The organism is Shewanella sp. MEBiC00475 (assembly GCF_005234075.1).
Classification (GTDB): domain Bacteria; phylum Pseudomonadota; class Gammaproteobacteria; order Enterobacterales; family Shewanellaceae; genus Shewanella; species Shewanella polaris.
This window is the reverse complement of the sequence record NZ_CP039928.1, coordinates 3,492,939-3,506,057: the sequence shown is the minus strand read 5'-3', so window position 1 is coordinate 3,506,057 and position 13,119 is coordinate 3,492,939. Positions and strand designations below refer to the sequence as shown.

Sequence of the window (13,119 nt, the reverse complement as noted above, 5' to 3'; positions counted from 1 at the left end):
CACTTTTGTCAATTTAATAGCGTTTAGTTGAACAAATTTTTAGCATATTGCACATGTATGACTAAAACAGGCAGCTTATTACTTTAATTAAAAAACTGGTACCTAATTACTGTAATTCAAATAACACCATGGCTTCAATATGATGTGTCTGTGGAAACATATCCACTAATCCAACTTGGGTAATTTGATAACCGTTAGCTAATAATACACTACTGTCACGCGCTAAACTGGCTGGATTACATGAAACATATACCACTTTTTTAGGTTGCATTTTCTGTAACCACTGTAAACTTTCAAACGCGCCCGCTCGAGCAGGATCAAGTAATAGTTTATCAATTTTGCCTAACCAAGTTTGCGTTGATAGATCGGCACTTAAATCTGCATGATAAAAACTGACATTATCCAGTTGGTTGTCGACCGCATTTTGCTTGGCTTGTTGCACCATTTCGGGCACACCTTCAACAGCGATAACCTCCGCCGCTTTTAATGCCAACGGTAAACTGAAGTTACCTACACCACAAAACAAATCTAAAATACGCTCACCGGCCTGAGGCTCTAACCATTTGATGGCTTGATCCACCATAGCCTGATTAATGACTTCGTTTATCTGAACAAAATTACCTGGTGTAAACGAGCAACGTACAGACTCCTGCGCCAGATGATAATAAGGTAGCGTTACCTCGTCATCAGCTTGTAATAACGGATACAGTTGAGTTAACTGCCCTTCATCATCTTGCAATAAAAAGTGCAGTTGATGTTTTTCAGCAAAACCCGTTAACCAACGAATATCTGATGCAGGCAATACTTTAGTCACTCTTAACACCGCAAAATTACCGTTATCGGCCTGGGTAAGTTCAACGTGACCTAAACTAGACTTGGCTTTAAGTTGATTTAAATTAACTGCCAATGGTGTAATTAATGCCGACAACGACTCTGCTAATACTGGACACTGTTCAATAGAAACAATTTTATTGCTATTGCCTGCACGAAACCCAAGTTGTAAACGCCGAGTATTTTTATCAAATAATGTTGCCAGCCTTGCGCGCCGACGGTAATGCCACGCATCGCCCACTATGGGTTTAGCAATAATATCGGCATCAATGGCTTCTGCACTCGACAGTTTGCTAATAAGGTCCACCAAAGCAGCCTGCTTATGATCGCGTTGCGCATTGATGTCCATATGTTGTAAATCACAACCGCCACATTGATGATAATGTGGGCAATGAGGTTTGACTCTATCAGCGGATGCAAGATCAATAGCGATTAGCTTGGCTTTAGCATAGCTTTTCTTTTGTTCCACAAATTGTACCGTGGCAGTCTCGCCAGGTAACACGCCAGGAATAAACACCACTTTGCCTTGATGTTGCGCAATCCCGGCACCTAAATGATCAAGTTGAGTAACGCTGAGGCTTAGCTTTGCTGATAATTGCTTAGATTTGTTCGGTTTTGCTTGGAAAAATTGTGCCATTTAGGCCTCAGGTATTAAATAAAAAACTAGTCAAGAGTGCGCCATTTCTGGCAGTCTAGACCCAATAATCGCGATTTAGCCACAGGGACACACCTAACCGCTATGAAAAGTACCAACAATATGACCAAATACAGCCTACGCTCTTGGGTTCTGGTACTTGCGTTAGCGCCCACTATTGTAGTGGGTATTCTACTTGGAAGTTATTTCACGATAAACCGCTTTTATGAATTGGAACAAACCTTAATTGAAAAAGGCAGCAATATTGTTGAGCCATTAGCCATTGCCAGTGAATTTGGTATTATCAATCAAGATCGAGAATCGACTAAACGCTTACTCGCCGCATCACAAATAAACAACGCATCCCTTATCCTATCTATTGCTGTATTTGATGCCGAAAACCAACTCTTTGTCACCTCGCATTACCACAAAGATTTTGAAACCATGCGTTATAAACAACCGTTGGCGAACTTAATCGGTACAGAACATCAAACTATTGGTGATACCTTAATCATTCGAGTGCCAATAATATCTCATACTGGGTTAGAACCAAAATATGTTACCCGGATAAATAGCCAGAATGACGACGGCACCGATAATGCGTCTTCAGCCAATGGCATCGTTGCACCTATTTACAATAATCAACAAGAACAAATATTAGGATATATTTCAGTATTATTGAATAAAGAAAATGCCTTGCTTGAACAACATCGCGCTGCAATAGCCGCGTTTATTATCGTATTGATTGGCGTACAATTTAACTTATTTTTCACCTTCCGCTTAGTTAAACACGTTAACTACCCCATTACCGAAATGGTCCGAGTCGTTGCCAAAATTCGTGAAGGTAAACTTGATACTCGCTTAGAGGGCAACTTGATTGGTGAACTTGATCTGCTTAAACGAGGGATCAACGCAATGGCTGGCTCATTGTCTGAATACCACGATGAAATGCAACAAAACATTGATCAAGCAACCTCTGACTTGCGCGAGACGCTTGAGCAAATTGAAATTCAAAACGTCGAGTTAGATATTGCTAAAAAACGAGCCCTTGAAGCAAGCCGGATAAAATCAGAGTTTTTAGCTAACATGTCGCACGAGTTACGCACACCACTCAATGGCGTTATCGGCTTTGCAAGACAGTTATTAAAAACACCACTGCATACTAGCCAGCTAGACTATATAAAAACCATTGAACGCAGTGCCAGTAACCTACTCGGTATTATTAACGATATTCTCGACTTCTCTAAACTAGAAGCCGGTAAAATGATATTAGAAAAAATGCCTTTTGCGCTGCGTGACACGCTTACGGAAACGCTGACTATAATTGCGGGTAGTGCGCAAGAGAAAGGATTAGAACTGGTTATCGACATTGATGCTAATGTGCCTGAAAATGTCAGTGGCGATGCAATGAGAGTCAGCCAGATTATTACTAACTTAGTCGGCAACGCTATCAAGTTTACCGACAAAGGCAGTGTGATACTCAAAATACACTTAGTGGGCCAGGACGAAGATAATATTACTTTACGCTGCGAAGTTATTGATACTGGGATTGGTATTGATGAGAGCCAGCAAGAATATTTATTCCAAGCATTTGGCCAAGCTGACTCATCCATTTCACGTCGCTTTGGTGGCACCGGATTGGGCTTAGTGATTACTAAACGCTTAATTAACCAAATGGGTGGCCAGATAGGCTTTACATCGGCCCCCAATAAAGGTTCCAATTTTTGGTTTATTCTCCCACTTGGGATCAGTCAATTTGAAATTGGTGAAGTATTGCCAGTTGATGCATTGCAACATAAATCAGTCTTATTATATGAACCACGGGAATTAACTCGCGATACTTTAAATCGCCGTTTAGTGTCATGGCAATTAATTATCACTAATGTTGCCAACCCAGAAAACCTTACCTCTGTTTTACACACTAAAAACAGCAAATTTGATTACATCATCATGAGTTGCCATGGTTTTGCTGACACAGCGTCTTTTATTCATTTATTACAACGAGCCAGACAACATACCGACTGTCTCATTTTATTGCACGACTGTTTAGATCAAAACATGATTATCAATGTGTTAAAAGTCAATGCAGATGTGTTGCTCAGCACCCCTGTAAGCGATTTAACCCTAGCGCATCATTTAATATATCCACCAGTGCCTTCTACTTTTGTGAGTTTACCAGAACAAATAAGTCAAGATGTCACACCTCGCCAAAATGCATCAGTATTAGCTGTTGACGACAATATCGCCAACCTAAAATTAATTGATACTTTACTAAAAGAATTAGTGGTTGATGTGGTTACCGTAAATAATGGTGCGGATGCAATAACGCAGGCAAAGAAACGCGCATTTGACTTAATCTTCATGGATATTCAAATGCCTGGAATCGACGGTATAACGGCAACGCGACAAATACGCTCTGAATCACTCAACCGTAATACTCCAATTATCGCTGTAACTGCGCATGCTATTGCTGAAGAGCGCGATAATATTTTATCCAGCGGAATGGATGGTTTCTTAGCAAAACCCATTGACGAATTGTCCTTAAAAAGTGTTATCAGTCGATGGATGAATAAGCCACAACTCACCCATTTTGATACCCAAATATTGAATTGGGATTTATGTTTAACACAAGTCAATCAGAAAACCGATTTAGCGTTGGATATGCTAAAGATGCTGGTGAACTCATTACCAGAAACAACAAAAGCTATCGAAAAAGCATTACTGACAAGAGATGCAGACCTACTACTTCAAGTCGTACATAAATTGCATGGGGCAACATGTTATTGCGGCGTACCAACAACACAAAAACTGTGTCGAGATATAGAGTCTGGATTAAAACATAAAATTGACCTTAATGACTTAGAACCTGAAATACTAGAGTTACTTGATGAGTTAACTAAGGTAGAATTAGCAGCAAATCAAGTGATAAATCAGCTATCAGTGGATACTCCAAATGACCAGTAAATCCGGTTTTTTTAAACGCCTTAAAGCATTATCGTTACCGCAAAAGCAGCTTTTTGCCCTAGCGCTATGTCAACGTATGCTCCCGAACTACCAACTTTTTTCTGAAGTGTGTGAATTCGGCCAACCTCAAGTATTAAGTACAGCATTAGATTTGTTATGGCAAAGCCAGTATGACAAAAAACTTAAATTCAATATCGATGTGCATTTGCAGCGCCTCGATGAAAACACTCCTGAGCCGAGCGAATTTGAAGCCTATGGAGCTTATCCAGCAATGGATGCTGCTGTCGCGATTGCCAGCCTTATGGGAGCGATAGACGGTAAGATTGAAGAAGATATAACGAATATCAGCAAGTTATCATCGAGTACTGTGGCCAATTATATTGAAGCCATTAGTGATGAATCCTTAATGGATGAAGCGCTCGATGAGTTTGTATTTTCACATCCAGTAATGGAAGAAGAAAAACAATTACAAGCCATGTTACTCGATATTATCGAAGCAAATCCGGAAATAAATAGTGAATTAGTTAAAGGTTTACGTAAAGATATTATTGAAGCTGGTGTGTCTAATATCGGTATTAGTCTGTAATACACAGTCTAAGCCTTGCAATAAACATTGTTTAGCCTGAACTTATTCAGGCTTTTTATTGAGTGCCGTCCATGAGAAGAATTTTTTATCAAGGTTTCACCTTCAGCAATGCTAATGGTAAGACTGATGACTGGACGCTAGTTATTGGCAATCAAGTACGAGTTGGTTCGTTATTTGAACTAAGAAGACAAGTACACTTTTTTACTGAGCTAGGCATATTACCTCCGCCTAAAGTATCAAAGGCCAGTTTAAACAATAAATCAAAAAAATAATCACCGTTTAACTTTAACCTAATTGCATCCGCCTACCAAAAAGCAGTACAGTGACCTTATTACCATTTTGTTAAGGAATTGCGAGGGATGTCCAGTATTCTTACCCCGCTAATCGCTGTTTTTATAATTATGCTGCTTGGCAGTATTGTTCAAAAATTGAGACTGTTGCCACCAGATACCGATCTGATCCTCAATCAATTTGTCTATTACATTGCCTTCCCGGCAATTTTACTGATTGTTTTAGCCGAAACTCGTATTGAAGATATTATTCAATGGGGCTTTATTGGCGCATTTAGTCTCGCGATGGTCATCACTTACGCCATAGTGATTGTTGTATCACTTTGGTGTGCTCCAAAGCAGCAAGCTGTTGCCGCCATGCGAGCCTTAAACGCCACATTTGGCAATACCGCCTTTATTGGTATTCCATTGCTGAGCTTGTTATTCCCAGGACACAAAATGGCATTAGTTGCGGCTTCAATTGCCAGCTTACTGTCGGTGTTCATGTTTGCTTTTGCGTTAGTGTCTATTGAACTTGCCAGCCGAAATAAACAATCAACCGACCACGCTATCGTCATCATGGGTAATGCACTGTATAAAAATCCGATTGTGCTAGGCAGCCTCATTGGTATCACCTTATCAGCATTGCATATCACCTTACCTGAAAGTCTGGCTTTGGTACTTCACCAAGTGGGTAACACCTCCAGCCCTTGTGCACTATTTGCTATAGGTATGGTACTTGCCAAAGCTTTACGACATCAATCTTTTGCAAAGATGTTCAGTCTTAGCCTGATTACAGAATTGAGTTTAATTAATTTACTCAAATTAATTATTCAGCCTTTTATTGCCTTTGGATTACTCAAATTATTTGGCGTAGAACACGAATTACTGATAATGGGAGTGCTTTTAGCAGCATTACCCACGGCAGCAAGTGTGTATCTACTGGCAGATCGCTACCAAATTAATGCTAATGGAAGTGCCCAAGGGATTTTATATGGCACATTAGTGACCTTTATTAGTTTGCCTATAATAGAAATACTATTAAAATCCACTGGTTAATCATTAACCGCTAGCAGGCGATAAAATAGTCAGCGATAATTTCACACCAACTACTTTACTGTATATAAAATCAGTATATACTGTTTATCAATACAGTGGTTTGAACGTTTCATTGACAAGGATTCACTATGCTTTGCCAACTCAGCATCAATAATTTTGCTATCGTGCGTTTTTTAGAACTCGACTTTAAAGCCGGTATGACAAGCATCACCGGAGAAACGGGTGCAGGTAAATCGATTGCTATCGATGCCCTAGGATTGTGCTTAGGAAACCGCAGTGACGCAAACACCATCAGACCGGGTGCAACTAAAACAGAAATTAGTGCAAGGTTTACCCTCCATGATGTCCCTTTAGCCAAACGCTGGCTAGAAGACAACGATCTCGATGCTGAAGATGAATGTATATTGCGTAGGACTATCAATAATGACGGTCGCTCGAGAGCCTATATCAATGGTAATCCAGTCCCTGTAACCCAATTAAAATCAGTAGGTCAGCTCCTCATTGGTATTCATGGCCAACATGCTCATCATGCCATGCTTAAAAATGACCATCAGTTAGCTTTACTCGACAGTTATGCCAACCACAAGCTACTGATAGATAGCGTTAGTGCCAGCTATCAACGCTGCAAACAAGTGGAAAACGAGCTAAAACAGCTTGAACAAGCTCAGCATGAACGTATTTCGCGTCAACAGTTACTGCAATATCAAGTAGAAGAACTTAATGAGTTTAATTTAGGCATAGATGAATTTGATGAAATAGAACAAGAACACAAGCGCTTAGCCAATGGCACAGATTTAATTGAACGCTGCCAAGCGGGTTTACATTTATTGACAGAAAGTGATGAAGGCAATATAGAATCTCTACTCAATAAAGTGGCCAGTATTGCTGATACGCTTCAAGGCTATGATGAATCCCTTGCGCCTATTAGCACTATGATCAGCGATGCGTTAATTCAAGTACAAGAAAGTGCGAGTGAAATTGAAAGTTATTTAAGCAGTTTAGAGCTTGATCCAGAACATTTTGCCTATTTAGAAAAACGCCTTTCAACAGCTATGCAATTGGCACGTAAGCATCATGTGAGTGCTGATAAGCTGGCACTACATCATCAAGCCTTGATGAGTGAATTGGCAGAACTTGCTGACGACGAGACTAAATTAGATGGTATAAGACAGCAACTTGAAGACACTAGAAACGCCTATTTAACCAATGCGCAAAAACTTAGTCAAAGTCGTAGCCGTTATGCTAAAGAATTAGACAAGCTAGTTACCCAGTCTATCCATGAGCTCAATATGCCTAAGGGTAAATTTACTATTCAAATTAATCATAATCCGGACAACATTTCAGTTAATGGCTGCGATAGCATTGAATTTATGGTGACCACAAACCCTGGGCAACCATTACAACCGATTTCTAAAGTTGCCTCTGGCGGTGAGTTATCGCGTATTGGATTAGGGATTCAAGTGATCACAGCTAAAAAAGTGGCAACACCGACATTAATATTCGATGAGGTTGATGTCGGTATTTCAGGTCCAACGGCTTCTGTGGTTGGACGCATGTTGCGCAGCCTCGGAGAGTCTACTCAAGTGTTGTGTGTCACTCATTTACCCCAAGTTGCGGGTAAAGGTCATCAACATATGTTTGTAAACAAATTCAATAAAGCGGGTGCCACAGAAACTACGATGCAGGCATTAGATAAAGATCAACGGGTTAATGAATTGGCACGCTTACTAGGTGGAGACGTGATTACTGAAAACACCTTAGCTAACGCCCGAGAGTTATTACAATAAAGGTCATGACTTATCAAAAATCAAGATGCATGTTACCATTGTGTTAAATGGATTTTGCGGATAAAGAATGATGATGTTGTTAAAAATGATTGGTGTGCTGGTTGGATTAATAAGCAGCTTATTAGTATTTGCCGTTGTCTGCTTAGTGGCAATCAACGCTTCCGACAGAACAAAGTCTCCTAATACGTTATTAGTTGAAAGCTGGCTAAAGCAGCAACCTGTTGCATCGAGTGAAAACGGGGTTGAGTATGCTATGAAGATGCTGAGCACTATCGAGGGTGCTAAATCGAATCCACAAGAAACATCGCTCAGCTTTAGTACTCAACAAACTAAATTAATTCGCGACTTTAAAGAAGCTTGCCACTTAGCAGATTGGGAAACTTGCAATGAGTTTTTTAATCGTAATAGTGTAACAATTAACCGTGCTATTAATGCCCATCAAGCCAATATTGATAAATACAATATATTAGTCGCTATGCCTGATTGGCAAGAAAATGATCAGTCTTTAATCCCTCAAGATCAAATTCTCTGGTCTCAACTGTTTCAGTTAAGAGAGCTAAGTTTACTTGAAACGATGAATCGCTCGGGATCTATTGCCAGCAAAATAGGGGTTGATGCTGCAATAGCATTCCTAAACAAAGAAACGCATTTTTGGAATAATGTATATCACTCATCGGGATCGTTACTGGTTCATATGATTGTCAGTGGTGTACTGAAGGAGCAACTCCGCTTTGCGGGTACTTTAGCTCAAAGCAATAAAGAAGTGGTTAAAAATATCAGTGCTTGGCAATCCCCTTTCAGTTTAAATCAAAATGACTATGAACGTATATTTTCAGGTGAGTGGCTCTTTGGTCACAACGCCATGCAGCAAATGGTAATGGAAGCTCAACAAGATACAGCACCATTTTACGAGCAATGGTTAGCTAAAATGTTTATTAAACCCATTGATGATGATAACTTGCGGGCTGAATATTTCGTTAATATGGTTAAAGAACCTGTATCAACAGATGCATCGCTTATGCTTAAAAAACCAGAATATTGCAATAACGACAATAGCCTGCTGCAGTTATGGCAATTACGCTACAACCCAGTGGGTAAAATATTAAGCTGCTCTTATTATGAAACAGATCTTAAATTGCGCATCGTCAATATGAATAATGAAATAGAACAGCTACGCAGCAATTTAATGATGACTCAATAAATCTTAGTATCTCTGAGTTTGCAATGACAAGAATCAAATATGAAAAAAGAGCACATTGCGTTCTTTTTTATTCGATGTTTATGACTACGTTATAGATAATAAACTGCCAACTGCACACCTATTAACGAAAAAAAACCTGCTAATACATCATCAATCATAATACCAAAACCGCCATGTACTTTGGCATCAAGCCAACGTATTGGCCAAGGTTTAACTATGTCAAAAAAACGAAATAAAACAAAGCCAAGTACTAACCACATATAGCCTAGAGGCGCAGCTATCATAGTGATCATCAAACCAACCACTTCATCCCACACAATAGCGCCATGGTCGTGGACTCCCATATCTCTAGCCGCTTTACCACAAATATAAATCCCAACAAGCATACTAATACAGGTAATAATCAGGTAATTCGTAAGGCTTAACTGCTGCATCAATAGCACCAACGGAACGGCGGCTAAGGTACCAAAAGTACCCGGTGCTTTCGCCGCTTTGCCACTGCCAAAGCCTAATGCTAAAAAGTGAATAGGATTAGCTAAAGATAGCTTGTTGACAAATTTATCTTGGGTAAGTAGTTTCATAATGCTTCAATTAAAAATGTTCAAAACTGCGAGATATTGGAGAAAAAGCTTTACCGTCGTCTACGAATTTTAATTTATCTCCAGCACAAATTTGGCCAATTTTGACAAACTTGACGCCGGCATTAATTAACGCAGTATCAATCGCGCCACGTTGAGACTCAGGAACAGTGAAAAGTAACTCGTAGTCTTCACCACCAGTAAGTGCATAACTTAATGCTTCTTCTCGGCTTAGGTTAGCAGTTAACGACGCAGATAACGGCACTTGGTTGACATCAATAATCGCACCAACCGTAGAAGCACTTAACACATGGCCAATATCAGACATTAAACCATCTGATAAATCGATAGCACTCGTAGCTAATGTACGAAGAGCTTGACCAGCTAACACACGAGGAGTTGGATAATAATGGCGATTAATAAGGTATTCTTTATCTTCTGGATTAACTGTTTTAACCCCTCGGAGAATATCCAAGCCTAAAGCTGAATCCCCTAAAGTACCAGTAACATAAATCCAATCACCTATTTTGGCTCCGCAACGCGTTAAGGCTGTACCTTTCGGGACTTGGCCATTAATTGTAATACTGATGCTGCGAGGTCCACGGGTTGTATCACCGCCAATAAGAGCAATACTGTAATATTCTGCAATTTCAAACAGGCCTTCACTGAAGTGTGCTAACCAAGGCTGGTCCACATAGGGTAATGTCAGGGCTAACGTAAACCACGCGGGTTCAGCCCCCATAGCCGCCAGATCAGAAAGATTAACCGCTAACGATTTATACCCTAAAGCATGAGCCGGAATATCAGCTAAAAAATGGACATTTTCAACAAGGGTATCACAAGAAATAGCGATAGATTTATTGTCGGCTGGATTCACTAACGCACAGTCGTCGCCAATGCTTAACTCAACATCGCGCCTTTTTTGACCTTTATTGCGGAAGTAATGTTCGATGAGATCAAATTCTTTCACATTCAGTCTGGTACGGTAAACCGTCCACCTTAATTTTGAAACAATTAATAAGAATTGAAAACGGTATCCGAAGATACCGTTCTGGTGTTACTTATGTTTTACTAACTTATCAAGCATGCCGTTAACAAACTTATGACTATCTTCAGCACCAAAGGCTTTTGCTAACTCAATACCTTCGTTAATGGCCACTTTAAATGGCACATCTTTGCGGAAGGTTAACTCGTAAGTGGCCAAACGCACAATGGCTTTTTCTACTGGTGACACTTCTTCAAAATTACGGTCAAGATGTGGTTTTAACAACTCATCAATCTGCGCAGTTTTTGATGCTACACCCGTTAGCAATTCACGAAAATAAGCCACATCAACACCGTCAGTGTTTTGTTCTGTTAAAAACTCATGTTCTACATCAGCAACATTATTTTTACTTAACTGCCATGAATAAATGGCTTGAACGGCTAAACGGCGGGCCTTACGGCGCTCTGAAGGTTTCATACTTTTCCTACTATTTACAGCTGTTGTTCTAATTGTTGCAGTACATTAACCATTTCAAGCAAACTAAGGGCTGCTTCGCCACCTTTGTTACCTGCTTTAGTACCTGAACGTTCAATAGCTTGCTCAATGGTATCTGTAGTTAATACACCAAACGCAACAGGAAGATCATACTCTAATGCAACTTGTGCAAGACCTTTGTTACATTCACCAGCAACAAAATCAAAATGAGGTGTGCCGCCACGAATGACAGCGCCTAATGCTATGATTCCGTCAAACTTTCCACTTGCCGCAACACGTTTAGCGGCAAGGGGTAATTCAACTGCACCAGGTACTCGAACAACGGTAATGTTGTCGTCGCTGACCTGGCCGAAACGCTTTAATGTGTCTATTGCACCATCAAGCAGACTTTCAACTAAAAAACTATTGAATCGCGATATTACGATCGCCACTTTGGCATTTTTCGCTTCGATATTACCTTGAACTATGTTCATTCTATCTTACCTAAATTAGCTAAAGCACCCAGCTCGGGGCAAAAAGAGGCGCTATGATATCACAGCCATTAGCCCTGAGCTCTATGCAATTAATGAAATTGTTAAATTTACCATCAGCCAATATTATTCGGCGATATAATCGGTCACTTCCAAGCCAAAGCCTGACAATGAATGGTAACGTTTTGGTGAACTTAATAGGCGCATACTGGTCACACCTAAACTTGCCAAAATTTGCGATCCAACACCCACACGGCGTGATGTTCCCTGCCATTGAGCTGGCGCGGGTGATTGACCATTGTCCTCGGCTTCAAATGCTTTGACTTTAGCCAGTACATCACTGGTATGTTCGTCATTACCGAGTAACACTAAAACACCACCTTCAGACGCAATGAGCGCCATGGCTTTTTCTAATGGCCAACTACGCTTTTGGTCGCGTTCTGAATGCAGTAAATCATTAAAGGTATTCTGTAAATGTACCCGCACTAAACAATTTGGCTTCACTTCATCTTTAACTAAGGCATAGTGAAGTTGATTATCAATAGTGTCTCTAAATGTCACCATAGTAAATTCACCAAAACGGGTTGGCAATTTGCATTGAGCTTCACGCACAACAGTGGTTTCGTTAGTATTACGGTATTCAATTAGGTCTGCAATTGTGCCCATTTTAATGCCATGTTTCTCACTAAACTTGGCTAAATCTGGGTGACGAGCCATGGTGCCATCTTCATTTAAAATTTCAACAATCGCTGCGGAAGGTTCACATCCCGCTAAACGGGCTAAATCGCAACCCGCTTCTGTATGGCCTGCTCGCGTTAATACCCCACCCTCTTGTGCCATCAATGGGAATATATGGCCGGGTTGGACTAAGTCTGCTGCCTTAGCATCTTTAGCCACTGCAGCTTGTATCGTCACTGCACGATCATGGGCCGAAATCCCGGTTGTAACACCCGTTGCCGCCTCTATAGATACTGTAAAGTTGGTTGTAAACTGGGCATTATTGTTAGTAACCATTAAAGGTAAATTAAGTTGCTGACAACGTTCTTTGGTCAACGTTTGGCAAATTAATCCTCGGCCATAAGTTGCCATAAAGTTGATTGCTTCTGGCGTCACTTTTTCAGCGGCCATGATTAAATCACCTTCATTCTCTCTGTCTTCATCATCCATCAAGATAACCATTTTACCTTGACGAATATCTTCAATGATTTCTTCTATGCTATGTAACGCCATTGTCAGACCTTTATTAATTTAGTTATTGAT

12 protein-coding genes are annotated in these 13,119 nt (G+C 40.3%); 6 read left to right on the top strand and 6 right to left on the bottom strand.

What is annotated here, in order from left to right; all coding sequences use genetic code 11:
• Positions 1-106 precede the first annotated feature (106 nt).
• Positions 107-1,468 carry a 23S rRNA (uracil(1939)-C(5))-methyltransferase RlmD gene (rlmD, locus tag FCN25_RS15650; protein ID WP_137226353.1) on the bottom strand — a complete coding sequence of 454 codons (1,362 nt, stop codon included), beginning with the start codon at positions 1,466-1,468 and terminating at the stop codon, positions 107-109.
• 102 nt (positions 1,469-1,570) lie between these two features.
• On the opposite strand from rlmD, the gene barA reads away from it, so the two are divergent.
• The 6 genes from barA to FCN25_RS15620 all read left to right on the top strand — a co-directional run bounded on the left by barA (position 1,571) and on the right by FCN25_RS15620 (position 9,331).
• Positions 1,571-4,429 carry a two-component sensor histidine kinase BarA gene (gene barA, locus FCN25_RS15645; RefSeq protein WP_137226351.1) on the top strand — a complete coding sequence of 953 codons (2,859 nt, stop codon included), beginning with the start codon at positions 1,571-1,573 and terminating at the stop codon, positions 4,427-4,429.
• Positions 4,419-5,015 (top strand): YjaG family protein, encoded by a 597-nt coding sequence (locus FCN25_RS15640; RefSeq protein ID WP_137226349.1) that lies wholly within the window; start codon positions 4,419-4,421, stop codon positions 5,013-5,015. The genes barA and FCN25_RS15640 overlap by 11 nt, the downstream gene beginning before the upstream one ends.
• A 71-nt stretch (positions 5,016-5,086) precedes the next feature.
• A complete protein-coding gene (locus FCN25_RS15635; protein ID WP_137226347.1) occupies positions 5,087-5,287 on the top strand; it encodes a DUF3319 domain-containing protein in 201 nt (66 codons plus the stop codon).
• A gap of 87 nt (positions 5,288-5,374) precedes the next feature.
• Positions 5,375-6,343, top strand: a complete 969-nt coding sequence (locus FCN25_RS15630; RefSeq protein WP_137226345.1) for an AEC family transporter — start codon at positions 5,375-5,377, stop codon at positions 6,341-6,343.
• Between the two features lie 128 nt (positions 6,344-6,471).
• Positions 6,472-8,130, top strand: a complete 1,659-nt coding sequence (gene recN, locus FCN25_RS15625) for a DNA repair protein RecN (RefSeq protein ID WP_137226343.1) — start codon at positions 6,472-6,474, stop codon at positions 8,128-8,130.
• Between the two features lie 67 nt (positions 8,131-8,197).
• On the top strand, positions 8,198-9,331 hold the full coding sequence (locus FCN25_RS15620) for a hypothetical protein (RefSeq protein WP_137226341.1): 1,134 nt from the start codon (positions 8,198-8,200) through the stop codon (positions 9,329-9,331).
• 89 nt (positions 9,332-9,420) lie between these two features.
• On the opposite strand, the gene FCN25_RS15615 is transcribed toward FCN25_RS15620, so the two are convergent.
• The 5 genes from FCN25_RS15615 to ribBA form a co-directional block, all read right to left on the bottom strand.
• Complete coding sequence (locus FCN25_RS15615; RefSeq protein ID WP_137226339.1) at positions 9,421-9,912, bottom strand: phosphatidylglycerophosphatase A; 492 nt, start codon at positions 9,910-9,912, stop codon at positions 9,421-9,423.
• Between the two features lie 10 nt (positions 9,913-9,922).
• Positions 9,923-10,879, bottom strand: a complete 957-nt coding sequence (gene thiL / locus FCN25_RS15610) for a thiamine-phosphate kinase (protein WP_137226337.1) — start codon at positions 10,877-10,879, stop codon at positions 9,923-9,925.
• An 87-nt stretch (positions 10,880-10,966) separates the two neighbouring features.
• Entirely contained in the window at positions 10,967-11,371 is a 405-nt protein-coding gene (nusB, locus tag FCN25_RS15605) for a transcription antitermination factor NusB (RefSeq protein ID WP_137226335.1), read from the bottom strand.
• Between the two features lie 14 nt (positions 11,372-11,385).
• A complete protein-coding gene (gene ribE, locus FCN25_RS15600; protein WP_137226333.1) occupies positions 11,386-11,862 on the bottom strand; it encodes a 6,7-dimethyl-8-ribityllumazine synthase in 477 nt (158 codons plus the stop codon).
• A 123-nt stretch (positions 11,863-11,985) separates the two neighbouring features.
• Positions 11,986-13,089, bottom strand: a complete 1,104-nt coding sequence (gene ribBA / locus FCN25_RS15595; RefSeq protein ID WP_137226331.1) for a bifunctional 3,4-dihydroxy-2-butanone-4-phosphate synthase/GTP cyclohydrolase II — start codon at positions 13,087-13,089, stop codon at positions 11,986-11,988.
• Positions 13,090-13,119 lie beyond the last annotated feature (30 nt).